A 22,763-nucleotide genomic window follows, 5' to 3' on the forward strand; every position below is an offset into this window, starting at 1 on the left:
GCTGGGCATGATGTGATCACGGCCCACTCGAGGAAGGACCTCCGATGGGGGAAAAGGTCGCGGCCACGGGGTTCGACCTGGCCGACCGCCAGCGGTACCGACGGAAGCTGAAGCAGTGCCTGCTGGGGTTGGAGCGACTGCTGGAGGAGAAGCGGTTCGACCGTCCCCGCAATCTGATGGGGCTGGAGATCGAACTGAATCTCACCGACCGCGACGGGCTGCCGCGCATGATGAACGAGGAGGTCCTCGAGCGCATCGCGAGCCGTGATTTCCAGACCGAGCTGGCGCAGTTCAACATTGAAGTGAACATCGCCCCGCACCGGCTTTCCGGCCGGGTCCTCGACCGGCTCGCCGAAGAGTTGCGCATGGGCCTGGGATATGCCGAGAGAAAGGCCCGCGAGGTCGGCGCCCGCATCGTGATGGTGGGAATCCTGCCCACCCTCGGCGCCCAGGACCTGGTCGGTGCCAACCTCTCCCGCGTCGACCGCTACATGCTGCTGAACGACCGCATCCTGGCCGCCCGCGGCGAGGACATCACCCTGGACATCTCCGGAGTGGAGCGGCTGACCTGCGTCTCCGGCTCGATCGCCCCAGAGGCCGCGTGCACCTCGATGCAGATGCACCTCCAGGTCACCCCCGCGCGCTTCGCCGCGGTCTGGAACGCCGCACAGGTGGTGGCCGGCCCCCAGGTCGCGATGGGCGCCAACTCCCCGTTCCTGTTCGGCCGCGAACTGTGGCGGGAGACCCGTCCCACGCTCTTCCAGCAGGCCACCGACACCCGCCCCGAGGAGCACCGGGCCCAGGGCGTACGCCCGCTGACCTGGTTCGGCGAGCGCTGGATCGACTCGGCGTACGACCTGTTCGCCGAGAACGTGCGCTACTTCCCGTCCCTGCTGCCCATCTGCGAGGACGAGGACCCGCTGCACGTCCTCGACGAGGGCGGGGTGCCGCAGCTGAAGGAACTCACGCTGCACAACGGCACGATCTACCGCTGGAACCGGCCGGTGTACGCCGTCGTCGACGGGGTGCCCCACCTGCGGGTGGAGAACCGGGTGATGCCCGCCGGGCCCACCGTCGCCGACGTGCTCGCCAACACCGCCTTCTACTACGGGCTCGTGCGCTCCCTCGCCGAGGCCTCGCGCCCGGTGTGGAGCCGGCTGCCGTTCGCGGCCGCCGCGGCCAACTTCGACGCCGCGTGCCGGCACGGCGTCGACGCCGTCTTCACCTGGCCCCGGCAGGGCCGCGGCAGCGGGCTCGTGGAGGTCGGAGCCGTCGAACTCGTGCTGGACGAGCTGCTGCCGATGGCGTCCGCGGGACTGGACGCCTGGGGGATCGACCCGGTGGACCGGGACCACTACCTCGGCATCATCGAGGGCCGCTGCCGCACCCGCATGAACGGCGCCGAGTGGCAGGCGGTCGCCTTCCACCAGGAGCTGGACCGCGGACTGGACCGGCAGCGGGCACTGGCCGCGATGACCCTGCGCTACTGCGAGCTGATGCACACCGGCGCCCCCGTGCACGAGTGGCCGCTGGAACGCTGAGCCGCCGCCCGTGCCGCCGGGCGGATGAGGCAGGATGGCGCGGGTGGAGGCATCAGTCAACAGCAATCCGGTGGAGCCCGGCGGGTCGGGGGCGGTGGAGCGGCTCGCCCCGCGCACCCTGCGCAGTGAGACCCTCCTGGTGCTCGCCCTGTCGCTCGGGGCCAGCGCGCTCTCGGCGCTGATCAGCTTCATCGGCTCGGTGACCAGGCCCGGCGGCCTCAAGGACCAGGCGGCCACCCTCGTGGGCTCGCACGCCCCGGGCCGGCCGTGGCTCGACCTGGCCTGGCAGCTGTTCGGCGTCGCCACCGCGCTCGTCCCGGTCGCGCTCGTGGCCCACCTGCTGGCCCGTGAGGGCACGGGCATGCCGGCCATCGGCTTCGACCTGCGCCGCCCGCGGACCGACCTGCTGCGCGGCGCCGCCCTGGCCGCGGCCATCGGCGGCACCGGGCTGCTGTTCTACCTGGGCGCGCGCGCCTCCGGGTTCAACCTCACGGTCGTGCCGGAGTCGCTGCCCGACGTCTGGTGGAAGATCCCCGTGCTGATCGCCTCCGCGATCCAGAACGCGGTGCTCGAGGAGGTCGTCGTCGTCGGCTACCTGCTGCGCAGGCTCGGCCAGTTGGGCTGGACGCCGGTCGGCGCGCTGGTGGCCAGCAGTGTGCTGCGCGGCTCGTACCACCTCTACCAGGGCATCGGGGGGCTCATCGGCAACATGGCGATGGGCGTCGTCTTCGTGCTGCTCTACCGGCGCTGGGGCCGGGTGGGGCCGCTGGTGGCGGCCCACGCGCTCATCGACATCGTGGCCTTCGTGGGCTACGCGCTGCTCGCCGGCAAGGTGGGGTGGCTGCCGACCGCCTGAGGTCCGTACGGCTCAGGGGTGGGCGTGCAGTTCGCCGTCGATCACGGTGACGGCACGGCCGCTCAGCCGTACCCGGTCGCCGCTGAGCACCGTGCGCACCAGGCCGGAACGTGCGGAGGCCTGCAGCCCGGTGAGCTCGTCGCGGCCCAGGCGGCGCGACCAGAACGGCGCCAGGGCGGTGTGGGCGCTGCCGGTGACCGGGTCCTCGTCGATGCCGACGGCCGGGAAGAAGCCGCGTGAGACGAAGTCGTAGCCGGTCGTCGCCGGGGACTCGGCCGCCGCGGTCACGATGAGTCCGCGCTTGGAGGGCAGCGCGGCGACGGCGGCGATGTCGGGGGCGAGCGCCCGGACGGTCTTCTCGTCGACCAGTTCCACCAGCAGGTCGCCCACGTCGTCACCGGTCTCGTGCACCGACAGCACGTCGGCCCCGATCGCGGCGGAGATCTCGCCCGTGACGACGGCCGAGGTCAGCGGGGCGACCGGGAAGGACATGGTGATGGTGCCGTCGTCGGCGGCGGTCGTGGTGAGGACGCCGCAGCGGGCGCTGAACCGCACCGGGCCGCGGGCGGCGCCCGTGCCGTGCAGGACGTGCGCGGTGGCGAGGGTGGCGTGCCCGCACATGTTCACCTCGGCCCTGGGGGTGAACCAGCGCAGGGCCCAGTCCGCGTCCTGGGCGGCGGGCGTGGGATGGGCGAACGCGGTCTCGGAGAGGTTGACCTCCGCGGCCACCCGCTGGAGCCAGCCGTCCTCGGGGAAGCTGTCCGTGTCCAGCAGCAGCACGCCCGCGGGGTTGCCGGCGAAGGGGCGGTCGGTGAAGGCGTCGACGATACGGATCCGCATGTCGCGAGCGTACGGAGGTGCGTGCGCGGGCGGCCAGGGCCAATCGGGGGGTTGTGGCCCGCGGCGCGGACGCCGCGACCGTCCCCGCGCACCAACCAGGTTCGGGGCGGCCCCACTTGGGCCCGCACGGCCGGCGCCCCGCGGGTCGCGGACGGCCGGGGACGCGGACGGGACGGTGCCGGGCGCCGTGGGGCGCGCGGCACCGTCCCGTCGTCACGCGTCAGGACGCGGCCGCCGGGGGTGCGAGCAGTGTCCCGAAGACCATGGCGAAGAAGTCCTCGAAGGCCCCGCCCGACCGGCCGGAGCGGGCGGCGATCAGCGTGCCCTCCCAGGCGTTCAGCGCGAACCGGGCCGTCCGCTCGACGTCGAGGTCCGCCCGCAGGTCGCCGGCGCGCTGTGCTTCGGCGAGCGTGCCGGAGATCAACGACGCCCAGTGGCCGAGCGACACGCGGACGCCCTCGCGGAGCGTCTCGCTGTGGTCGGCGATCTCGGTGCCGAAGTTGCCGAACATGCAGCCCCGGGTGAAGCCCGCGTCGACGGTCTCGTCGCGCAGGAGCTCGAAGTGCGCGCGCAGCCGGGCCAGCGGAGGGGTGCCGGGTTCCGTCAGCTCGTGCAACCGGCGGCCCGCGCCGTAGCGGTCGAGCGCGACGAGGGCCAGCGACTCCTTGCTGTCGAAGTGGTTGTAGAACGACCCCTTCGGCACTCCGGCCGCGTCCGTGATGTCCTTCACGCCCGCGGCGTTGTACCCCTTCGCGTGGAACTGCGCGACCGCCGCGTCGACGATCGCCTCGCGCATGCTCTGCCGGGCCATGACACCACCTCTTCCGCACCGCAATATGGCCGGTCGTCTCCGAGCTGTCAAACATACACCCGGCAGGGCACGCGGCCCTCCGGGTCAGGCGGCGGCGTCCAGTACGACCCGGAAGCGGGCCTCGCCGGACATCATGCGCGCGTACGCCTCGGGCGCGCGCGACAGCGGCATCGTCTCGATCATCGGGCGGATGCCGGCGCGCGAGCTGAAGTCGAGGTTGTCCTCGTTGTCGATCGCGGAGCCGGTCAGGACGCCGCTGATGGCGCGCGAACCGAAGATCAGGTCGGGCGTGGTCACGGAGATCGGTTCCATGGAGGCGCCGACCACGACCATGTGCCCGCGCGGGGCGAGCCCGGGGACCAGCGGGGTCATCGACGTGCCGCTCGTCGCCGTGGCGACGACGGCGTCCGCGCCGCCCAGCTTGCGGAGCTCCTCCCCGGGGTCCGACGCCGAGCTGTCGATGTAGTGGCTCGCGCCGAGTTCGAGGGCGAGCCGCTCCTTCTCCTGGCCGCGGGCGACGGCCGCGACGCGGTAGCCGAGCCGGGCGGCGTACTGCAGGCCCAGGTGGCCGAGGCCGCCGATGCCCTGGACCGCCACGAGCCCGCCGGGGCGGACGTCCAGCCGGCGCAGGGCGCTGAACATGGTGAGGCCGGCGCAGAGCAGCGGGGCGGCGAGGGCGGGGGAGAGTTCGTCGGGCACCCGGACCAGGCCGCTGCCGCGGGCGATCAGCACCTCGGCGTAACCGCCGTCGGTGGTGGTGCCGACCTGCGACTGGTCGGTGCAGTTGACGAAGTCGCCGCGACGGCAGGGCGTGCACTCGCCGCAGTGGCCGCCCAGGAAGCCCACGCCGACCCGGTCGCCGACGCTCCAGGTGGTCACGCCCTCGCCGACGGCGTCGATGACGCCGACGACCTCGTGACCGGGGACGACCGGCTGCGCGGGGTCGGCCCGCAGGCCCTCCACGGCGAGCGCGTCGGTGTGGCAGACACCGCAGCTCTCCACCCTCAGCCGGACGTGCCCGGCGGGCGGGGCGACGACCTCGCGGGTGACGAGCTCGAAGGTGCGGGCGCCTGTGACCTCGAATGCGCGGTACGTGGACATGTTTCTCCTGACGGGTCGACCGGTGGGGGTGGGGGCGGCCGGGTCGGTGCGCCACGGCAACGGCGGCGCCCGGCCGCGACGCAGGCCGCGCACCTCGCGCCGGAGCGAGGGGCGGCCTGCGTCGGAAAACCAATATGACCGGTCGTCTCGAATGCGTCAAGCGCCGCCGTCCGTGAGCTCCGGCGGGGTTCCGGACGTGACGGCGCCGGCCCGCCCCGACGATGGTCGGGGCGGGCCGGCGTGGTGTGGCGGGTCGGGGTGGATGCTCAGACGACCTGCGCGAAACAGGCGACGCTCACGGCAGCCGCGAGCACCATCAGGGACGCCGCCAGGAGCGGCTTGGGGATGCGCATGGGGAACCTCCGTCTCCGGCCGGTGTGCGGCGGCCGGCCGGTCTCACAGGCAGTAGCGGACGAGCCACTCGTCGGCGGCGTAGACGTTCCTGGCCGGGTCGGGTGCCGTGACCTGGCTCTCCTGGACCATCTGCTCCGGCCGGACGCGTTCCGGCAGCTTGCCGAAGCGGGCCTTGCGCGCCGCCGCGGCGGCGTCGGGGGTCTTCTGTTGCGTGGGCGGCATCGCGTCGTCTCCTCCGCGGGCAGGGTTTTCGTTCTCCTCGACGATGTCCCCTCTGGTGTCACCTGTCAAGGAGGTGATTCGTCTCACTGGTGGAGGGGTTCGAGGTGTATGTCACCTGTTTGACAGGTGACGATGGCTCTGTCAGGGTCGCCACCATCCGACGGGTCATGACCGGTCCGGGATCAGCAGGGATGACGCGAGAGAGAGGGACCGATGTGACCGAGACGAACCGCACCGCGATCGTCACCGCCACCGGAGCGGGTCGCAGCGAAGACAGCGCGGCGTCCGCCGACAGGCCCCTCGACCTCACCCTCGTCGTGCCGGAGCCGCCCGGCGGCAAGGGCCGGGCGACCAACCCCGGGCGACTGCTCGCCGCCGACCGGGTTTCCCGCGTCCTCGGCGCGGTGGGGATCACGGCCGCACGGCGCACGGTGCGCGCGCGGGACGTGGCCGTCGTCGCCGGGGTCGCCCGCCACCACCGGCACGGGCAGGGGGAGTACGGCCTGAGCGCCGTGCTCCGCCTCGAGACCGCCGGTGAACTCGGCGCGGGCGCCCACCGGATCCGCCCCCGCTCCACGGCGCTCGCCATCCCGGCGACCGTCGGGGCCACCGCCGCCTGAGGCCGTCGCCCGCCGCCGCCCGGCGCGGCGGCACCGTTCGTCCACGTGTGCCAGGGCCCCCGGGTCCCGGCACGCGCCGTTCCCCAGGGGTAGGTCGTCCCCGACCGCCCCGCCCGGAGGTCCTCTTGCTCACGCTGCTGCTCATCGGGCTGGTCGGCGGCTTCGTCACCGCCGTCTCCCCGTGCGTGCTCCCCGTCCTGCCCCTGGTCTTCCTCTCGGGCGGGGTCCCGGCCTCCCGGCAGGGAGCGGAACCCGCGCGCCGGAGCCGGCCGTACGCCGTGATGGCCGGACTGGTCGTCAGCTTCAGTCTCATCACGCTGTTCGGCACCCTCGTGCTCGGCGCCCTGCCGGTGCCGCCGGACATCCTGCGGTGGGCGGGCCTCGGGGTGCTGCTCCTGCTCGGCCTGGCCATGATGTTCCCGGCCGTGCAGGACCTGCTGGAGCGCCCGTTCGCGAGGATCGGGCAGCGGCGCGTCGGGGGCGGGCGCGGTGGTTTCCTCCTGGGACTCGTGCTCGGGACGGTGTACGTGCCCTGCGCGGGTCCCGTGCTGGCCGCGATCGCCGTCGCCGGCGCCACCCACCGGATCGGCCCGGGGACGGTCGTGCTCGCCTTCGCCTTCGCGGTCGGCACGGCGGTGCCGCTGCTCTTCTTCGCGCTGGCCGGCCGGCGGGTGGGCGAACGGGTGCGCGCGTTCCGCGAGCGGCAGCGCGGGGTGCGGTTCGCCGCCGGACTGACCTTCGTCGTGCTCGCCTTCGGCCTGACCTTCAACCTCACCGACATCGTGCAGCGTGCCGTCCCCGACTACACCTCCCGCGTCAACGACGCGATCGCCGGCCCCGGGCTCCCCGGCGGGCACGGTTCCTCCGGTTCACGGGACCTGGCCTCCTGCGCGGCGGAACCCGCGGCCGTCCTCCTGGACTGCGGTGCGGCACCGGAGATATCGGGGATCCAGCAGTGGCTCAACACTCCGCGGGACGCGCCGCTCACAAAGGGGGCGCTGGCCGGCAAGGTCGTCCTCGTCGACTTCTGGGCCTACTCCTGCATCAACTGCCAGCGCGCCATCGAGCACGTCGACGCCTGGTACGAGAACTACCGCTCCGACGGCCTCGTGGTGATCGGCGTGCACACCCCCGAGTACGCCTTCGAGCGCGACCCCGGCAACGTCGCGGCGGGTGCGCGGCGGCTCGGCGTGGAGTACCCGGTGGCCCTGGACAACGCGTACGAGACCTGGGAGAACTTCGGCAACCAGGCTTGGCCCACGCAGTACCTGATCGACGCCCGCGGGAGGGTCAGGCACGTCGCCGTCGGCGAGGGCGGTTACGGCGGCACCGAGTCGCTGATCCGGCGGCTGCTCGCCGACGCCCGTCCCGGCGCCGCGCTGCCGCCCCCCACGGACGTGCCCGACGGCACCCCGACCGACCGGAGGCAGACCCCCGAGATCCCGCTGGGGGCGGGCCGCAGCGCCGCCGTGGTGAACGGGCCCGTGAGGACGGGGAGCGGTGAGTTCGCCCGTCCGCAGGCGCTCCTTCCCGGCCAGGCCGCCCTGACCGGGACGTGGAGGGCCGGCGAGGAGGCGGTCACCAGCGGGCGGGACGCCGGGATCGCGCTCGACTTCTTCGCCCGCGACGTCTACCTCGACGTCGGCGGCACCGGAACCGTCACGGCGACCCTGGACGGGCGGACGAGCACCTTCTCCGTATCCGGCGCCCCGGGCATCCGCCGTGTGGTGAGCGGGGGGTCGTCCCGCCAGGGCGTCCTGGAGCTCAGGCTCTCGCCCGGGCTCAGCGCCTACTCGTTCACCTTCGGCTGACCCCGCCCCCGTCCGCACTGTGCCCGGACGGCTCGGCGAGGTACGTACAACGCAACGAGGCGGATCGGGGGTACGGCACCACAGGTGCCGTACCCCCGATCCGCCCCGAACCGGCCCCCGGGGCTAGAAGGAGTCCACGTCGACCACTGCCGTCGCGAAGGCCTCCGGGGCCTCCTGGGGCACGTTGTGGCCTGTGCCCTTCAGCGTCCGGTGGGCGTACGGTCCCGAGAACTTGGCGCGGTAGGCGGCTCCGTCCCCCGCGGGGGTGAACGGATCGGCCTCGCCGTCGAGGGTGATGGTGGGCACGCCGATCATCGGGCCCGCGGCGAGCCGGGCCTCCAGGCGGTCGTAGCGCGGATCGCCCTTCGCGAGGCCGAGGCGCCAGCGGTAGTTGTGGAGCACGATGGCGACGTAGTCCGGGTTCTCGAAGGACGCGGCGGTGCGGCGGAACGTGGCGTCGTCGAACTCCCACGTGGGGGAGTTGAACTCCCAGACCAGGCGGGCGAGGTCGTGCCGGTTCTCCTGCAGGCCGAGCCGGCCGCGCTCCGTGGCGAAGTAGTACTGGTACCACCACGCCCACTCCGCCTTCGGCGGCAGCGGCTGCTCGTTGGCCTCGCGGTTGGTGATGAGGTAACCCGTCACGGAGACCAGGGCCTTGCAGCGCTCGGGCCAGACCGCGGCGATGATGTCGGCGGTCCGCGAGCCCCAGTCGTACCCGGCGAGGACGGCCTTCTCGATCCGCAGGGCGTCCATGAGGGCGATGACGTCGAGCGCGACCACCGACTGCTGGGCGTTGCGGAACGCCCGGGGCGACCGGAAGCGCGTCGTGCCGTGGCCGCGCAGGTGGGGGACGATGACGCGGTACCCCTCGGCCGCCAGCAGGGGCGCGACGTCGACGTAGCTGTGGATGTCGTACGGCCAGCCGTGCAGGAGCACCACCGCGGGGCCGTCGGCGGGGCCGGACTCGGCGTAACCGATGTTCAGGACTCCCGCGTCGACCTGCTTGAGGGTGCCGAGGGAGGCGTGCGTCCCGCGAAGGGGGGCCGGTCCGCCGGTGCTCGGCGCAGGCCCGTGCGTCGTCGCCGCCGAAGCCGGCTGTGACGTGAGGCCCGTGAGTCCCGCGAGTGACGCCGCGGCCGCGCCCGCACCGAAAACCTTGCCGAAGCTCCGCCTGTCGATCATTCCCAACCTTCTTTCACTTTCCTGGGGTTCTCCCGTCGGCAACCCTTGCACGCGACTGCGTCACCGGTCAAGGTGGTGACGAATGGCAGGTGTGGTGTCCGGTTCGGGGGAGGGGTGGCAGGCCGGTGCGTGGAGGGGGGTGGCAGGATGGCGTCCGGTCGTCGCCCCGCGCGTGCCGCCCGTCCGGCCGCCGCGCCCGGCCGGCCTCCCCCGGGCACCGTGCGGCACCGTCGCCGGCGGACGCCCACCACGCGGCTGCCGCGTCCGCATCGCGGTGGCACGCGTCCTCGTCGCTATCGCTGGAGTTCCGTCATGTCCCACCGCACCGGCCTGATCCTCGACTTCGGCGGTGTCCTCACCACGCCCCTGCTGCCCGCCGTGCTCGCCTTCGAGCGGCGCGAGGGACTGGCGGAGGGCGCCTGCATCACCGCGCTCTACCTCGACGAGGAAGGCGTCCGCCGCACCCACGACCTCGAGCGCGGCGCGATCACCCAGGAGGAGTGGAACGCCGCGGCCGCCCGCAGCCTCGGTGTGGCCCCCGGCAACCTGATGGGCCGGATCTTCGCCGACCTCAGGCCGGAGACGGCCCTGATCGACGCGGCGGCCGCCGCCCGGCGCGCCGGGGTGCGCGTGGGGATCCTCTCCAACTCCGTCGGCTTCGCGCCGTGGGACCTCTACGAGGGCTACGACCTGGAGGGTTCGTACGACGCGGTGGTCATCTCCGAGCACCACGGGATGCGCAAGCCCGAGCCCGCCATCTTCGAACTGGCGCTGGGCAAGCTCGGACTGCCCGCCGAGGCCTGCGTGTTCGTGGACGACACCGAGCAGTACCTCGCGCCCGCGGCCGAGTTGGGACTCGCGGGCGTCCACGCCAAGGACCCCGCGCAGACGATCGCGCAACTGGAGGTCCTGCTCGGCGTTCCCCTGGGCTGACGGGGACCGGGAGGCGGGCCGCCGTGGGCGGCCCGCCCATGGGGGTACGGGATCAGATTCCGGACGCCAGCCGGCGCAGGATCCGCTCGGCCGGCTCCTCGGTGGCCTGACGGTAGCCCGTGCCGGCCCACAGGTGGATCCGCTCCTGGTCGCCCGCGGCGGTGGCCGCCTTGCGCATCGGGCCGGTCAGGTGGTGCAGGGCCGGGTAGCCGGCCGGCGCCACGTCGGTGTGGCGGTCGGTGAACTCGTTGCGCAGCGCCCTCGCGGGGCGTCCGGTGAACGCCCTGGTGACCACCGTCCCGGTGCGTGCCGGGTCGGCCAGTGCCGCCCGGTGCGGCGCGGAGGTGCCGGCCTCGTCGGCGCGCATGAGGACGGTGCCGACCATGGCCGCGTCGGCCCCGGCGCGCAGCGCCCCGGCCACGGCGGCCGGCGTGGCCAGGCCGCCGGCGGCGACGAGCGGCAGGGGTACCGCCGCGCGCACCTCGCCGAGCAGTTGCTCCAGCGGCACGGCCGCCGGGATGCGCTGTGGGGTGAGCGTGCCGGAGTGCCCGCCCGCCGCGGAGGCCTGCACGGCGAGCGCGTCCGCGCCCGCCTCCGCGGCGGCCCGGGCCTCCGCGGCCGAGGTGACCGTCTGGACGACCAGGCTCCCGGCGGAGCGCAGCGCGGCGACGACCGGGGACTCCGGGATGCCGAAGGTGAAGCTCACCACCGGTACCGGGTCGGAGAGCAGCAGCGCGACCTTGTCCGCCCACTGGTCGTCGTCCTCGAGGGGTTCCGCGGCCAGTGCGTCGATGCCGTGCCTCCCGGTGTCGGGCGCGATGGCCCGGGCGTAGCGCCGGAAGGCGTCGGGGTCGACCGGGACGGGGTTGGGCGCGAAGAGGTTGACGCCGAAGACCACCCCTTCGGACCGGACCGCGGCGATCTGCTCCGCCAGCGCCGCGGCGGTGCGGTACCCGCCGGGCACGAAGCCCAGGCCGCCGGCCCGGGCGGCCGCGCCGACCAGCGCGGGCGTGGTGGGGCCGCCGGCCATCGGCGCGGCGAGGACGGGGGTGTCCACCCCGAGGGCGACCAGTGGCGAGACCATGGTGTGAGTGTTCCTCCCGCGGGGCGGCGACGTATGTGGGTATCACTGTACGACCGCACGACCATATTTAATAGACCGGTCGACTATCATGGCACTCCCCGGCCCGGTCGCCCTCCCGCTCGCGGACGGCCGCCGCCCCTTCCACCGTTGAACCCAGAGGAGAACCGACATGAGCGCTGACCCGACGGACACGACGAACGACCCGATGCACGAGGTGGTGTCCCGCTGGAAGGCCGCCTTCGACGGTCACCGGCCGGACGAGATGGCCGAGTTGTTCACCTCCGACGCCCTGTTCCAGGGCTTCGGCCCCGAGACCACGGCCGGCCGGGAAGCGGTGCGCGCCTACTACCGGGCGGTGACGGAGGACCGCTGGGCGGACGTGGGGAAGATCCAGGGCTACCGCATCGGCGACCAGGTGGCCGGGGGCTTCGCCGACGTCGTCTTCCGGGGCGCGGAGGGCTGGACGGCCCCCGTGCACCTCTCGCTGGTCCTGCGGCGCGAGGGCGGCGACTGGCTGATCCGCGCGTACCACGTCTCGCGCATCGTCACGGACCACTGAGTCCGCGGGTCCACCCGCCCACCGGGCGGGGCCCGTTGCGAGGTTGCGCCTCCCAGCAGGGAGGGAACCGGTCGTGGCGCCGCCCCGGCCCGCGGGCGCAGGGTGGGGGTGCGGAGGGCCGGCGGTGTGCCACCGGCCCCGGCTGCCCGCCCGCCCGAAGAAGCCACCGGCTGTTTTCCAGGTTCTAGGAGAGGCAACACCGTGAAGGAGTTCCTGGTCGAGCTCACCACCACCGTTCCCGAGGGCACCGACCCGGCCGAGGTCGACCGGCGTCGTGCGGCCGAGGCCGTCAGGGCCCGGGAACTGGCCGCCACCGGGCACCTGGTCCGGCTGTGGCGCCCGGTGGGCGAGCTGCGCAGCATCGGGCTGTGGCGTGCCGACGACGAGGCCGGGCTGTACGGGACGGTGCTCGGCACCCTGCCGCTGTGGCCGTGGATGTCCGCGGTCGTCACCGCCCTGCAGTCGCACCCCAACGACCCGGGGAGGCCGGACGGCGACGCCTGACAGCGCCCGCTCCGCCGCCCCGGCACCTCCACACGGCTCCCCGTCGCCCCGACACGGTCGCGACGAGGGGCCGTGGTCCGTTCCGGCCCCGGTACCCGCCCGTCGAGGAAGATGTCATGAGCGAAACGATCCAGCGTCCGGCCGCCGCACCCGGCGGCCCGTCCGGCTCGCCCTGGGGCCACGTGGTCCGGGCCGCGGCGGCGCTGGCGGCGGCCATGGGGGTCGGCCGCTTCGTCTACACCCCGATCCTGCCCCTGATGCACGCCCAGGCGCGCCTGACGGCCGGCGCCGGCGCGCACCTGGCGACCGCCAACTACGTCGGTTACCTCGTCGGCGCGCTCGCCGGGACCTTCCTGCCCCGGCTGACGCGTTCCGCCGCCGTGCTGCGCGGTTCGCTGCTGCTGCTGGTCGTGAGCCTCGCGGCCATGCCGCTCACGCACACGACGGCGGTGTGGCTGCTGCTCCGCCTGGTCGCGGGCGCGGTGAGCGCGACGGTGTTCGTGATCGCGGTCAGTGCCCTCCTCGGGCGGCTCCGCGAGCACCCCGCCCACCTGCCGGGCTGGGGCTTCGGCGGGGTCGGCGCCGGGATCGCGCTGTCCGGACTGCTCGTCCTCCTGCTGCGCGGCTTCGCCGACTGGCGGGCCGCGTGGTGGGCCTCCGCCGCCCTCGCCGCGCTGCTCTCGGTCCCGGCGTGGACGATGCGTACGGACTCCGCGCCGGCCGCGGTGCCCGCGCCGGCCCCCGGTGCCCGGGGGAGTGCCGGGGCGCCGCGCACGCACCGCTGGTTCGGCGCCCTGTTCGTCTCCTACACCCTGGAGGGCGTCGGCTACATCATCGCCGGCACCTTCCTGGTCGCCGCGATCGACCAGGGCTCGCCCGGCCGGCTCGGCACCGGGGCCTGGGTGCTGGCCGGAGTGGCGGCCGTCCCCTCCGCCGCGCTGTGGGCATGGCTGGGACGGCGCTGGACCCGCCCGGACGTGCTGCTCGCGGCGCTGGTCGTGCAGGCCGCGGGGATCGCGCTGCCGGCCGTGGTCGGCGGGCCGGCCGCGGCGCTGGTCTCGGCGTTCCTCTTCGGCGCCACCTTCATCGGCGTGAGCACGGTGGCCCTGGCCGCCGGGACCCATCTGCGGTTCCCGCGCGCGGTCGCGCTGCTGACCGCCGGGTACTCGGTGGGCCAGATCCTCGGCCCGCTGGCCGTCGAGCCCCTGCTGCGCCACGGCTACCGGCAGGCGCTGGTCCTGGCGGCACTCGTCGTCCTGGCCGCCGCCGCGGCCGCCTTCGCGCTGCGCATCGGCTTCCCGCACCGCATGGACCCGCCGGGCGTCCGGGGTGCGTCCCCCGACGGCGTCGCTTCCGCGCAGGGTCTTTGACAGTTCTCGACCGGTCGTCTACCTTTAATGAAGGTGACCGGTCGTCTAGTGCGCCGGGCCCGTAGGACATCCCCCACGAGAAGGAACACCATGAGCGTTCAGGGTCAGAAGGTCGCGGTCGTCACGGGTGCCTCCCAGGGCATCGGCGCCGGAGTGGTGGAGGGCTACCGCAAGCTCGGCTACGCCGTCGTCGCCACCTCGCGGAACATCGGTGAATCGACGGACCCGGGAGTGGTGACCGTCCGCGGGGACATCGCCGAGTGGGAGACCGCCGAGCGGGTCATCGCGACGGCGGTGGAGCGCTTCGGCCGGGTCGACACGCTGGTCAACAACGCGGGCGTCTTCGTGGCCAAGCCGTTCACCGAGTACACCGAGGAGGAGTACCGCGCCGTTCTCGGCATCAACGTGGACGGCTTCTTCCGCATCACGCAGCTGGCGGTGGAGCGCATGCTGCAGCAGGGCGGCGGCCACGTGGTCCAGATCTCCAGCAGCCTCGGCGACCAGGCGGACGCGAAGATCACGTCCGTGCTGGCCTCGCTCACGAAGGGCGGCCTGCAGGCGGCGACCCGTGCGCTGGCGACCGAGTACGCGACGCAGGGGATCCGCGCGAACGCGGTGGCGCTGGGCACGATCAAGACCCCGATGCACGCGGTGGAGAACCACGAGTGGCTGGCCGCGCTGCACCCGGTCGGGCGCATGGGCGAGGTCGAGGACATCGTTGAGGCGGTCCTCTACCTGGAGAACGCCCCGTTCGTGACGGGTGTGACCCTCCCCGTGGACGGTGGGCAGACCGCCGGCCGCTGACCGGCGCGGCCGGAGAGCGCAGCGGGCCCGCGACGGCGGCCCCGGACAAAGGCGTCCGGGGCCGCCGTCGTGCCGTGTGTGCGGCGTCAGCCGCAGCGGCTCCCGCCGGAGCTCGGAGACCGCTCGTTCGGTGTACCGCTGGGCGACGGCTCGTCCTCCCGGCACGGACATGGTTGAGCACGTGGTGCCCGACGGGGCGTGGGCGCCGAGCCGCCGGCACCTTCATCCCCGCGGCCTACTGGTGATGCCAGACCTCCGCGGGAGTGATGTCCCAGGAGGTGCCCGCGATCCCTGCCGTGTTGAAGAACGATGCCCAGCTCACGACCGTACCGCCGGCGCGCTGCCCGCCTCGGTCGAAGTCGAAGCCGGGCCAGGACAGGTCGCCCGAGAGGCTGTAGGTGATGCCCAGGCCACGTTCCTCGGCGCGCGCGTCCATCTCCGCGTCCAGCTCCGACGGCACACGGCCGATCAGGCGGACTCCGTCGCAAGTGACCTGGGGACCGCGCAGCCCGTCGACGAGCACGCAGGTCAAGCCCACGCCCTCGACGAAGTAGGACTTCACGGCCGGTCGATGCTCGTGGGACTCGGCCCCGCCATGATCTCCACCGCTGTACGTCGACCGACTCCGAAGCTCAGCGGCCCGACCGACTGACCGGGAACACACCCCCATTGCTCCCGCTCCGAGTCCGCGAGCACCGCCCAGTGGTCCGTGTTCATCGGGCTCATGATCGTCCACTCGATGCGACGTACACAATCCGGCCGGGGACCCAAGGAAGCGCCCGGGTCCCCTCGACGTGCGGGGGACGTGCTCGTCGGTGGGCCGGGCGGTGGCATGCTGCCGACGTCAACCGTCAGACGGCCCGGACGGTGGGGCCGGTGTCCGCGGCCCACTCGGCGAGCCTGCGCAGGGCGCGCTCGGAGGCGGTCGCGGGATCCGCGGTGTAGACGCCGAGGATCTGGTCGGGATCGCCGGTGACGGCCAGGGCCTCGTACCGCAGGGTGAGTTCGCCGACCACCGGATGGTGGAAGTGCTTGACCCCGTAGGTGCGGCGCTCGATGTCGTGGTCGTCCCACCACGCCCGGAAGTCCTGGTCCCGTGCGGAGAGTTCGCCGACGAGTTCGGCGAGCCGGGGGTCGTGGGGGTGCTTGCCCGCGTAGAGGCGGAGCGCGGCGACGGACGTGCGCGCCACGCCCTCCCAGTCGTCGTAGAGGGTGCGGGCGCCCTCGTCCGTGAAGATGTAGCGGGCCATGTTCCGCTCCCGCTGGGGGAGCGCCTCGAAGTCGGTGTAGAGCGCGCGGGCGAGGCGGTTGGAGGCCAGGACGTCGGTGCGCCGCCCCACGACCACCGCGGGGACGTCGGCCATCGTCTCCAGCAGGTGGTGCACGGCGGGGCGCACGCGCTGCGGCGGCTGCGGACGGGACTCCGGGCGGGCCGGCCTGGCCAGGGCGAACAGGTGCTCCCGCTCGTCGTCGGTCAGCCGCAGGGCGCGGGCGATGGCGTCGAGGACCGTGCCGGAGACGTTGACGTGGTGCCCGCGTTCCAGGCGTACGTAGTAGTCCACGCTGACGCCGGCCAGCCCGGCGATCTCCTCACGGCGCAGTCCGGGCACGCGGCGGGCGGTCGGCGTGGGGGCCAGGCCTGCCTGCTCGGGGGAGATCCTCGCGCGGCGCGAGCGCAGGAAGTCACCCAGTGCGGTGTTCCGGCCGTCGGTCCCGGTCCCGGTCATGTGCGCGTCCATCTCCTCCACGCTACGACGCCCGCCGCGCGGTCGGGGGCCGCAGACGGGTACTGCCGGACCCCCCCCGCGACCAGGAGTCAGGGCCGGGCCGTGGTGTGGTCCTCCCAGGCCTGCTCCAGGGCGCGGGTGAACATTTCGGCGGGCTGCAGCCCGGTCACGCCGTACTTCCGGTCCAGTACGAAGAAGGGCACGCCGCCGGCGCCCAGTTCCGTGGCCATCCGCTCGTCGGCCCGTACCTCCGCGGCGTAGGCGCCGGGGTCGGCCAGGGCGGAGTCCGCCTCCGCCCGGTCCAGTCCCGCCTCGGCGGCCAGGTCCAGCTGGGTCTCCCGGTCGTAGACGGAGCGCTCCTCCGCGAAGTTCGCGCGGAAGGCGAGGTCCAGGAACTCCTGCTGGACGCCGCGCGCCTTGGCCAGGTGCGCCAGGCGGTGGACGTCGAAGGTGTTGCCGTACACGCGGCCGCCGATCCGGAAGCCCAGGCCTTCCTTGCGGGCCTCGGAGGCCGCCTGCTCCTCGCGCGCGACCTGCTGCTCGCGGGTGCGCCCGTACTGCGCGGCGACGGCGTCGATGATCGGCGTCGAGCCGTTGCGGGCGTCCGGGTTGAGCTCGAACGACCGGTGCAGCACCTCGACGCCGTCCCGGTGCCGGAAGCCGGCGAGGGCCCGCTCGAAGCGTGCCTTGCCGACGTAGCACCAGGGGCAGGCGGTGTCGGTCCAGATCTCGACGCGCATGGTGGGGCATCTCCCTGTTCGTGGGTTCGGTGGGGGTGTGGGGGCGGCGCCGCGCGGCTCCGGTGTCGGGGTGGTGGGGCCGCGCGGCTCCGGTGTCGGGGTGGTGGGGCCGCGCGGCGCCGCTGCCGGTGGGGTGCCGGTACGGGTCAGGCGGCCTTGAGCTGCGCGGCGACCCGGACGACCCGCTCGGCCTGGACGCGGGCCGCGGTGCGGGTGACCTCGTCCACGGGGTTGTTGCCCTGGCCGTCCACGTGGGAGGTGCCGTAGGGGTTGCCGTCGACGAACTTGGACGGCTGGGTGAAGCCCGGGGTGACCGTGATCCCGCCGAAGTGGTGGATCGAGGTGTAGAGGGACAGCAGCGTGGCCTCCTGGCCGGCGTGCGCGGTGGCGCTCGAGACGAAGCCGCTGAAGACCTTGTCGATCAGCCTGCCCTCGGCCCACAGGCCGCCGAGCGTGTCGATGAACTGCTTGAGCTGCGCCGAGACGTTGCCGAAGCGGGTGGGGGTGCCGAAGATGACGGCGTCGGCCCACTCGACGTCCTCGGGCGTGGCGAGCGGGAGGTGTGCGGTCGCCGCGTGGTGGGCCGCCCAGGCCGGGTTGGTGTCGATGGCGGTCTGGGGGGCCAGCTCGGCCGTCTTGACCAGGCGCACCTCGGCGCCGGCCTTGACGGCGGCGTCGTGGAGTTCCTTCGCGATCTCGGTGATGGTGCCGGTCGACGAGTAGTAGACGATGGCGAGCTTGACGGGGGTGGCCACAGGGCACTCCGTTTCTTTCGTTGTGTTGCCATGGGGGGATGATCGAACCGGTACTAACTGACCGGTCGCCTATTTGAAGCTAGACGACCGGTCGACAACTGTCAAAGGCATGTGCCCGCACCCGAGTGGCGGACAGGGAGGCTCATTGACCGGTCAAGCAGCTACAGTGGAGTAATGGCGTCCACGAAGCAGCGGTTGCAGCCCCTCAGCGCGAGCGAGGAGGCGTTCGTGCGCGCGGTGGGCCGGGTGCTCATGGAACTCCCCCGCGCCGTCGACGCCGACATGGTCGAGGGGGCAGGGCTGCCGCTCTCCGAGTACTCGCCGCTGATGTACCTGTCGGAGACCCCGGACCGCGCGATGCGGATGAGTGAACTCGCCGCCGCCTGCAGCCTCTCCCTCAGCGGGATGACCCGCGTCGTCATCCGGCTCGAGAAGCACGGCTGGGTGGAGCGCGTGAAGTGCGCCGAGGACGGCCGTGGTTGGAACGCCGTGCTCACGGACGCCGGGTTCGAGCGTCTGGAGCAGGCCTGGCCGACGCATCTCGCCAGCGTGCGGCGCCACTTGGTGGACCACTTCGGCGGCCAGGACCTCGCCGCGCTGACCGTCGCCCTGCAGCACGTGGCGAGCGACCAGGGCGACCACGCCTGATCCCGGCCGCCCCGGGCCGGGGCGATCGCCGGCCCTGCCACGCCGCGACGCCCCCGGGGGCCCGTCGGCCCGGCCCTGGGGGGTATTGCCGGACCCCTGTCGGACGGGGCCTGCTTCCACCCCCCTGACCTGTGTTTCCCGGTGTTTGCCTGGAGAGCGGACATCCCATCCCCGCTCCGCAGGACGGGGCGCACAGGAAGGCAGACGGCATGACCGAGCAGGCACTCATCACCACCCCGTTCGCAGCGCGGACCACCGCGGCGGAGGTCGTCGCCGGTGTGGACCTCACGGGGCGGCGGGCCGTCGTCACCGGCGGTTCCTCGGGCATCGGCGTGGAGACGGCACGCGCCCTCGCCGCCGCGGGCGCCGAGGTCACCCTGGCCGTACGCGACACCGCGGCGGGCGAGCGGGTCGCCGCCGCCATCACCGCGGGGACCGGGAACCCGCGGGTCCTGACGGCCCCCCTCGACCTGGCCGACCGGGCGTCGGTCGCCGCGTTCGTCGCCGCGTGGGAGGGACCGCTGCACATCCTGGTCGCCAACGCGGGCGTCATGGCGTCCCCCGAGACCCGCACCCCCGAGGGCTGGGAGCTGCAGTTCGCCACCAACCACCTCGGCCACTTCGCCCTGGCCACCGGACTGCGCCCGGCCCTCAGGGCCGCCGGTGACGCCCGCGTGGTGGTGGTCGCCTCGGTCGGCCACGTGAACGGCGACGTCCTCTTCGACGACGTCAACTTCGAGCGCCGGCCCTACGACGCCTGGGCCGCCTACAGCCAGTCCAAGACCGCAAACGTGCTCTTCGCGGTGGAGGCGGCCGCGCGCTGGGCCGGCGACGGCATCAGCGTCAACGCCCTCAACCCCGGCCGGATCGCCGAGACCAACCTCGCCCGGCACATCGGATCGGCCCTCAACGCCCCCGCGTCCTTCGAGCCGGGCCGGAGCGACGGCGTCTCGGTGAAGAACGTCGAGCAGGGCGCCGCCACTTCGGTGCTGCTCGCGGCGTCCCCGCTGGTCGAGGGCGTCACCGGCCGGTACTTCGAGGACTGCGCCGAGGCCGCTCCGCACCGGCCGGGCCTGCGTCGCGGGGTGGCCGCCCACGCCGTCGACCCGCGGAGCGCCGCGCGTCTGTGGCAGCTCTCCCTCGACCTGCTCGCCGCCGCGCCCCCCGTCGTCTCCTGACCCCGGTCGCCTCCCGGGCCCGGCCCCGGGCCGGGCCCGGGAGGGGAAGCCGCACAGTCGTCGGCGCGGGCACCTTGCCCTCTTGTTCGTCACCTGTCAAAATGGTGACATGATGCATGTGTTCAAGTGCGGTCTGCCCGTGCTGGACTTCGTGGGCACCCTGAGGCGCCGCCGCAACCCGGACCCCCAGGAGATGCTCACGACGCCGGAGAGCCTGGACGCCTGGTTCCGCGAGTCGGGACTCGTCGACGTCGACGTGCGCTCGCAGCCGAACGACGTGGCGGACGCGGTCTCCCTCCGGGAGGCGGTCTTCTCGCTCGTCAGCTCCGCCCTGAACAAGAGGGGTTACGACGGCGACGCGCTGGCGCTCCTCAACGCGGCGGCACGCGGGCCGTCCGCCGTACCGCAGCTGACCAAGGAGGGGCGCAGGGTCGAGGCGACGGCGCAGCAGGCGTTGTCGTCGCTGGCCCGCGAGGCCGTGCGGCTGCTCAGCGGCCCTGACGCGGAGCTGGTCAAGGAGTGCAGCAGGCCGGAGTGCACGCAGATCTACCTCGACCGCTCGCACGGCAGCCGCCGCGAGTGGTGCGCCATGGACCCCTGCGGCAACCGCGTGAAGGCCGCGGCGTACCGCGCGCGGAAGAAGGCGGCCAAGCCGCCGGCCGTGTCCGGCGCGCGCGGCGCGTAGCCCCGCGACACGCAAGGCGGCCGGGCCCCGGGGATCGGGGACCGGCCGCCTGCCGTGCGGGCGCGGGAGCGGTTCAGGGCTCCCGGGAGTGCTTCGCCGCCGGGCCGTCCTCCTCCAGCCAGTGGGCGTGCCACCGCTTCGCCCAGCCCAGGGACACGTAGCCCGTCCGCATCCCGAGCCGGGCCTCGGGCTCCTGGAACGCCTTGCGCATGTGCCCGATCACCACCAGGGCGATCGCCCAGGCCAGCACGTCGTGCACGAAGATCGCGCTGGTGCGGGAGACCGCGGGCAGCAGCCCGGTGAACCACATCAGCAGCCCGGTGCCCGTCATGACCAGCACGGCCCCGGCGAGCCAGCCCGCGTAGAGCTTCTGACCGGCGTTGAACTTGCCGGCGGGCCGCAGGTCCGGGGCGGTCAGACGCTTGCGCGCCGCCCGCAGCCAGCGACGGTCGTACGAGGCGAAACGGTTCAGCCTGCGCAGGTCGGCGCGGAAGGCCGGGGAGGCCAGGCCGAGCAGGAGGGGCAGCGGAAGCAGGATCCCCGACCACTCGTGGACCGTCGCGACCAGGTGGCGCCGCCCGACGAGCTGGGCCAGCGGCCCCAGGTAGAGGCAGGCCGCGGTCGTCAGGCAGAGCAGCATCAGCAGACCGGTGCCGCGGTGCACCCAGCGCTCGGCCGGGGTGAACCGCAGCACGCGCGCCGCGCGCTCAGGCGGCCTGCGCGCCGCCGCGCCGGTCGGCGCCGTCGAGCCAGCCGTCGACGTCATAGCCGTACTCCTCCCAGTACCCGGGGACGACCTCGTCGGTCACGGTGATTCCGGACAGCCACTTGGCCGACTTGTAGAAGTACATGGGCGCGGCGTAGAGCCGGACGGGGCCGCCGTGCTCATGACTGACCGGCTTGTCCTGCATCTTCAGGGCGACCAGCATGTCGGGGCGGCGGGCCTGTTCGAGGGTCAGGCTCTCGGTGTACACGCCGTCGAAGCAGGTGAAGTGGATCGCCTTGCCGTCGGGACGGACGCCCGCGGCGTCCAGCAGGTCCGACAGCGGCACGCCCTCGAAGGGGGTGTCCGCCACCCGCCACCCGTCGGTGCACTGCACGTCGCGCACGATCCGCCGCTGCGGGAGGGCGCGCAGCTCGTCGAGGGTGTACGTGCGCGGCCGGTCGACGAGACCGTTGACCCTCAGCCGGTAGCTTCGCGCGTCCTTGCGGGGCACCGAGCCGACGACGCTGTAGTAGCGGAAGCCGCCCGGGTTGGGCAGCACTCCGGTCAGTCCCGTGGGGTCCGCCTGCGAGGCGGCTCCGAGGAAGTTCTCCCAGCCGCGCTGCAGCCAGGGCGCCGCGGCGACGCCCGCGACCCCGGCGCCGAGCATGCCGAGCATGGCGCGGCGTGCGACGGGGGCCCCGCGCTCCGCCCGGTTCTCCTGGTCGCTCATGGTCACGCCCGCCAGTCGGACGACGTGCCCAGCAGCCGCGGCCACGCGGGGGGCACCGGCATCGCGTCGGGCACCTCGGACCCGCCCGTCTCCAGCAGGAGGACGCGGGCGTCGCCGTCCTCGGACAGGCGCACGGTCGGCACGCTGCCCGCCGTTCCCGCGCCCACCACGACGTAGTCGTACTCCACAGCCTGGCTCACGCAGCCTCTCCCGTTCCGGTGGCGACCGTCTCGTCACCCATTGAAGTGGTGACGACACTGGCACACGGCGACGTCACCTGTCAAGGCGGTGATTCATTCCAAGGAATGGACTTCTGCTCCGCGACCGGACCATGAATGCCCGCTTTGGGGCTGCTATGTCCCGGCACTTACTTGCATGATGCAGCTCTCCCTTGATCTACTCCTTGACGCAGCAAGCGCCATGTGGCCGGGGCCCGCGGCTCCCGTGTGCACGCCCGTCCGGACAGGAAGAGGATCTCCGTGAGTTTCCACCGTCGGGGCGGTGACGCACAGGGGCGCCGTGCGACTGCGACACAGCGGCCGGATCCGTCCGCGAACACGGCCCGCGCCCTTCCCTCCCTGCCGGATCCCCGGTGCGGGAACGGGAGTCGCGGCGGGTGCCGGGAATCCGGCTGATGGACCCCCGCGCCCTTCCCGCGCGGCCGCCCGGTTCGGGATTCCACGGCCGACCGGGCGCGCGTGGCTCGATAGTGACGGCGCCTCAGTTCCGCAGGGTGCGGCGTGAGTAGAATCCGCGAGCCTTCCACGGGGCGGCGACACGTCACATCGCAGTGTGGCCGGGGGAATCGGCCCCCTTCGTTCAAGATTTGGGATCGTTCATGACTTCAGAGACATCCACCCGCCGGCATGCCAAACGGCGCCGGCCCGGCCTGCTGGCCGCGGCCGGCGCGCTGGTGGTCGCGGGTTCGGTGGCCGTGCCGCTGACGGCGCAGGCCACCGGCGCCGCGCCGGCGGACACCGCCCGGCAGCGGGACTTCGCCGC

Annotated in this window: 25 protein-coding genes; 12 read left to right on the top strand and 13 right to left on the bottom strand. The window is 73.5% G+C overall.

The window, feature by feature from the left end; genetic code table 11:
• Positions 1–44: 44 nt before the first annotated feature.
• Together ACZ7MY_RS42010 and ACZ7MY_RS42015 are read left to right on the top strand one after the other, a co-directional pair.
• Positions 45–1,541, top strand: coding sequence for a glutamate-cysteine ligase family protein (locus tag ACZ7MY_RS42010; protein WP_499611418.1), 1,497 nt, complete (start codon positions 45–47; stop codon positions 1,539–1,541).
• Between the two features lie 34 nt (positions 1,542–1,575).
• Positions 1,576–2,397 (top strand): CPBP family intramembrane glutamic endopeptidase, encoded by an 822-nt coding sequence (locus ACZ7MY_RS42015; protein ID WP_499611420.1) that lies wholly within the window; start codon positions 1,576–1,578, stop codon positions 2,395–2,397.
• Positions 2,398–2,409: 12 nt separating this feature from the next.
• Here ACZ7MY_RS42015 and ACZ7MY_RS42020 read toward each other — a convergent pair whose 3' ends face one another.
• From ACZ7MY_RS42020 to ACZ7MY_RS42035, 4 genes are all read right to left on the bottom strand, one after another.
• Positions 2,410–3,237: a PhzF family phenazine biosynthesis protein gene (locus ACZ7MY_RS42020; RefSeq protein WP_499611423.1), complete on the bottom strand. Its 828-nt coding sequence runs from the start codon at positions 3,235–3,237 to the stop codon at positions 2,410–2,412.
• A gap of 220 nt (positions 3,238–3,457) precedes the next feature.
• Positions 3,458–4,048 carry a TetR family transcriptional regulator C-terminal domain-containing protein gene (locus ACZ7MY_RS42025; RefSeq protein WP_499611425.1) on the bottom strand — a complete coding sequence of 197 codons (591 nt, stop codon included), beginning with the start codon at positions 4,046–4,048 and terminating at the stop codon, positions 3,458–3,460.
• Positions 4,049–4,132: 84 nt separating this feature from the next.
• The gene (locus tag ACZ7MY_RS42030; protein WP_499611427.1) at positions 4,133–5,149 is read right to left on the bottom strand and encodes an alcohol dehydrogenase catalytic domain-containing protein; all 1,017 of its coding nucleotides are present in this window, start codon (positions 5,147–5,149) and stop codon (positions 4,133–4,135) included.
• A 396-nt stretch (positions 5,150–5,545) separates the two neighbouring features.
• Positions 5,546–5,725, bottom strand: coding sequence for a hypothetical protein (locus tag ACZ7MY_RS42035; RefSeq protein ID WP_499611430.1), 180 nt, complete (start codon positions 5,723–5,725; stop codon positions 5,546–5,548).
• Positions 5,726–5,940: 215 nt separating this feature from the next.
• Between ACZ7MY_RS42035 and ACZ7MY_RS42040 the strand changes: the two genes are divergently transcribed.
• Both ACZ7MY_RS42040 and ACZ7MY_RS42045 read left to right on the top strand, forming a co-directional pair.
• Positions 5,941–6,345, top strand: coding sequence for an Ohr subfamily peroxiredoxin (locus ACZ7MY_RS42040; RefSeq protein WP_499611432.1), 405 nt, complete (start codon positions 5,941–5,943; stop codon positions 6,343–6,345).
• Positions 6,346–6,470: 125 nt separating this feature from the next.
• Positions 6,471–8,156 (top strand): cytochrome c biogenesis protein DipZ, encoded by a 1,686-nt coding sequence (locus ACZ7MY_RS42045; RefSeq protein ID WP_499611434.1) that lies wholly within the window; start codon positions 6,471–6,473, stop codon positions 8,154–8,156.
• Positions 8,157–8,279: 123 nt separating this feature from the next.
• On the opposite strand, the gene ACZ7MY_RS42050 is transcribed toward ACZ7MY_RS42045, so the two are convergent.
• Positions 8,280–9,338, bottom strand: a complete 1,059-nt coding sequence (locus ACZ7MY_RS42050) for an alpha/beta fold hydrolase (protein ID WP_499611436.1) — start codon at positions 9,336–9,338, stop codon at positions 8,280–8,282.
• Between the two features lie 312 nt (positions 9,339–9,650).
• Here ACZ7MY_RS42050 and ACZ7MY_RS42055 point away from each other — a divergent pair, with 312 nt between their 5' ends.
• The gene (locus ACZ7MY_RS42055) at positions 9,651–10,271 is read left to right on the top strand and encodes an HAD-IA family hydrolase (RefSeq protein WP_499611438.1); all 621 of its coding nucleotides are present in this window, start codon (positions 9,651–9,653) and stop codon (positions 10,269–10,271) included.
• A gap of 52 nt (positions 10,272–10,323) precedes the next feature.
• Here ACZ7MY_RS42055 and ACZ7MY_RS42060 read toward each other — a convergent pair whose 3' ends face one another.
• Entirely contained in the window at positions 10,324–11,355 is a 1,032-nt protein-coding gene (locus tag ACZ7MY_RS42060; protein ID WP_499611440.1) for a nitronate monooxygenase, read from the bottom strand.
• A gap of 169 nt (positions 11,356–11,524) precedes the next feature.
• Here ACZ7MY_RS42060 and ACZ7MY_RS42065 point away from each other — a divergent pair, with 169 nt between their 5' ends.
• From ACZ7MY_RS42065 to ACZ7MY_RS42080, 4 genes are all read left to right on the top strand, one after another.
• Positions 11,525–11,914, top strand: a complete 390-nt coding sequence (locus tag ACZ7MY_RS42065; RefSeq protein WP_499611443.1) for a YybH family protein — start codon at positions 11,525–11,527, stop codon at positions 11,912–11,914.
• A gap of 201 nt (positions 11,915–12,115) precedes the next feature.
• Entirely contained in the window at positions 12,116–12,418 is a 303-nt protein-coding gene (locus ACZ7MY_RS42070) for a muconolactone Delta-isomerase family protein (RefSeq protein ID WP_499611444.1), read from the top strand.
• A 116-nt stretch (positions 12,419–12,534) separates the two neighbouring features.
• On the top strand, positions 12,535–13,788 hold the full coding sequence (locus ACZ7MY_RS42075; protein WP_499611446.1) for a YbfB/YjiJ family MFS transporter: 1,254 nt from the start codon (positions 12,535–12,537) through the stop codon (positions 13,786–13,788).
• A 90-nt stretch (positions 13,789–13,878) separates the two neighbouring features.
• Complete coding sequence (locus ACZ7MY_RS42080) at positions 13,879–14,592, top strand: SDR family NAD(P)-dependent oxidoreductase (RefSeq protein ID WP_499611447.1); 714 nt, start codon at positions 13,879–13,881, stop codon at positions 14,590–14,592.
• A gap of 235 nt (positions 14,593–14,827) precedes the next feature.
• Here ACZ7MY_RS42080 and ACZ7MY_RS42085 read toward each other — a convergent pair whose 3' ends face one another.
• From ACZ7MY_RS42085 to wrbA, 4 genes are all read right to left on the bottom strand, one after another.
• Positions 14,828–15,154: a hypothetical protein gene (locus ACZ7MY_RS42085; protein WP_499611450.1), complete on the bottom strand. Its 327-nt coding sequence runs from the start codon at positions 15,152–15,154 to the stop codon at positions 14,828–14,830.
• 289 nt (positions 15,155–15,443) lie between these two features.
• Positions 15,444–16,331 (bottom strand): helix-turn-helix domain-containing protein, encoded by an 888-nt coding sequence (locus ACZ7MY_RS42090; RefSeq protein WP_499611452.1) that lies wholly within the window; start codon positions 16,329–16,331, stop codon positions 15,444–15,446.
• A gap of 77 nt (positions 16,332–16,408) precedes the next feature.
• The gene (locus ACZ7MY_RS42095; protein ID WP_499611453.1) at positions 16,409–17,059 is read right to left on the bottom strand and encodes a DsbA family oxidoreductase; all 651 of its coding nucleotides are present in this window, start codon (positions 17,057–17,059) and stop codon (positions 16,409–16,411) included.
• 146 nt (positions 17,060–17,205) lie between these two features.
• Positions 17,206–17,814, bottom strand: coding sequence for an NAD(P)H:quinone oxidoreductase (gene wrbA, locus ACZ7MY_RS42100; protein ID WP_499611455.1), 609 nt, complete (start codon positions 17,812–17,814; stop codon positions 17,206–17,208).
• A gap of 174 nt (positions 17,815–17,988) precedes the next feature.
• Here wrbA and ACZ7MY_RS42105 point away from each other — a divergent pair, with 174 nt between their 5' ends.
• From ACZ7MY_RS42105 to ACZ7MY_RS42115, 3 genes are all read left to right on the top strand, one after another.
• On the top strand, positions 17,989–18,462 hold the full coding sequence (locus ACZ7MY_RS42105) for a MarR family winged helix-turn-helix transcriptional regulator (protein ID WP_499611458.1): 474 nt from the start codon (positions 17,989–17,991) through the stop codon (positions 18,460–18,462).
• Positions 18,463–18,671: 209 nt separating this feature from the next.
• A complete protein-coding gene (locus ACZ7MY_RS42110) occupies positions 18,672–19,640 on the top strand; it encodes an SDR family NAD(P)-dependent oxidoreductase (protein ID WP_499611460.1) in 969 nt (322 codons plus the stop codon).
• Between the two features lie 112 nt (positions 19,641–19,752).
• A complete protein-coding gene (locus tag ACZ7MY_RS42115; RefSeq protein WP_499611476.1) occupies positions 19,753–20,325 on the top strand; it encodes a CGNR zinc finger domain-containing protein in 573 nt (190 codons plus the stop codon).
• 73 nt (positions 20,326–20,398) lie between these two features.
• Here ACZ7MY_RS42115 and ACZ7MY_RS42120 read toward each other — a convergent pair whose 3' ends face one another.
• The 3 genes from ACZ7MY_RS42120 to ACZ7MY_RS42130 are packed head-to-tail and all read right to left on the bottom strand — an operon-like array spanning position 20,399 to position 21,961.
• Positions 20,399–21,091: a cytochrome b/b6 domain-containing protein gene (locus tag ACZ7MY_RS42120; RefSeq protein WP_499611462.1), complete on the bottom strand. Its 693-nt coding sequence runs from the start codon at positions 21,089–21,091 to the stop codon at positions 20,399–20,401.
• A complete protein-coding gene (locus ACZ7MY_RS42125) occupies positions 21,033–21,761 on the bottom strand; it encodes a molybdopterin-dependent oxidoreductase (protein WP_499611464.1) in 729 nt (242 codons plus the stop codon). The genes ACZ7MY_RS42120 and ACZ7MY_RS42125 overlap by 59 nt, the downstream gene beginning before the upstream one ends.
• 2 nt (positions 21,762–21,763) lie before the next feature.
• Positions 21,764–21,961, bottom strand: a complete 198-nt coding sequence (locus ACZ7MY_RS42130) for a hypothetical protein (RefSeq protein WP_499611467.1) — start codon at positions 21,959–21,961, stop codon at positions 21,764–21,766.
• Positions 21,962–22,763: the final 802 nt, after the last annotated feature.

The organism is Streptomyces sp. NPDC111520, assembly GCF_055635295.1.

Bases quoted from the DNA above. Each gene is read 5' to 3' on its own strand.
- ACZ7MY_RS42125 (WP_499611464.1), bottom strand. From the start codon at position 21,761: ATGAGCGACCAGGAGAACCGGGCGGAGCGCGGGGCCCCCGTCGCACGC.
- ACZ7MY_RS42105 (WP_499611458.1), top strand. From the start codon at position 17,989: ATGGCGTCCACGAAGCAGCGGTTGCAGCCCCTCAGCGCGAGCGAGGAG.
- ACZ7MY_RS42035 (WP_499611430.1), bottom strand. From the start codon at position 5,725: ATGCCGCCCACGCAACAGAAGACCCCCGACGCCGCCGCGGCGGCGCGC.
- ACZ7MY_RS42110 (WP_499611460.1), top strand. From the start codon at position 18,672: ATGACCGAGCAGGCACTCATCACCACCCCGTTCGCAGCGCGGACCACC.
- ACZ7MY_RS42015 (WP_499611420.1), top strand. From the start codon at position 1,576: ATGGCGCGGGTGGAGGCATCAGTCAACAGCAATCCGGTGGAGCCCGGC.
- ACZ7MY_RS42095 (WP_499611453.1), bottom strand. From the start codon at position 17,059: ATGCGCGTCGAGATCTGGACCGACACCGCCTGCCCCTGGTGCTACGTC.
- ACZ7MY_RS42090 (WP_499611452.1), bottom strand. From the start codon at position 16,331: ATGGACGCGCACATGACCGGGACCGGGACCGACGGCCGGAACACCGCA.
- ACZ7MY_RS42030 (WP_499611427.1), bottom strand. From the start codon at position 5,149: ATGTCCACGTACCGCGCATTCGAGGTCACAGGCGCCCGCACCTTCGAG.
- ACZ7MY_RS42080 (WP_499611447.1), top strand. From the start codon at position 13,879: ATGAGCGTTCAGGGTCAGAAGGTCGCGGTCGTCACGGGTGCCTCCCAG.
- ACZ7MY_RS42075 (WP_499611446.1), top strand. From the start codon at position 12,535: ATGAGCGAAACGATCCAGCGTCCGGCCGCCGCACCCGGCGGCCCGTCC.
- ACZ7MY_RS42060 (WP_499611440.1), bottom strand. From the start codon at position 11,355: ATGGTCTCGCCACTGGTCGCCCTCGGGGTGGACACCCCCGTCCTCGCC.
- ACZ7MY_RS42065 (WP_499611443.1), top strand. From the start codon at position 11,525: ATGAGCGCTGACCCGACGGACACGACGAACGACCCGATGCACGAGGTG.
- ACZ7MY_RS42025 (WP_499611425.1), bottom strand. From the start codon at position 4,048: ATGGCCCGGCAGAGCATGCGCGAGGCGATCGTCGACGCGGCGGTCGCG.
- ACZ7MY_RS42115 (WP_499611476.1), top strand. From the start codon at position 19,753: ATGCATGTGTTCAAGTGCGGTCTGCCCGTGCTGGACTTCGTGGGCACC.
- ACZ7MY_RS42050 (WP_499611436.1), bottom strand. From the start codon at position 9,338: ATGATCGACAGGCGGAGCTTCGGCAAGGTTTTCGGTGCGGGCGCGGCC.
- ACZ7MY_RS42120 (WP_499611462.1), bottom strand. From the start codon at position 21,091: ATGACGTCGACGGCTGGCTCGACGGCGCCGACCGGCGCGGCGGCGCGC.
- ACZ7MY_RS42020 (WP_499611423.1), bottom strand. From the start codon at position 3,237: ATGCGGATCCGTATCGTCGACGCCTTCACCGACCGCCCCTTCGCCGGC.
- ACZ7MY_RS42010 (WP_499611418.1), top strand. From the start codon at position 45: ATGGGGGAAAAGGTCGCGGCCACGGGGTTCGACCTGGCCGACCGCCAG.
- ACZ7MY_RS42055 (WP_499611438.1), top strand. From the start codon at position 9,651: ATGTCCCACCGCACCGGCCTGATCCTCGACTTCGGCGGTGTCCTCACC.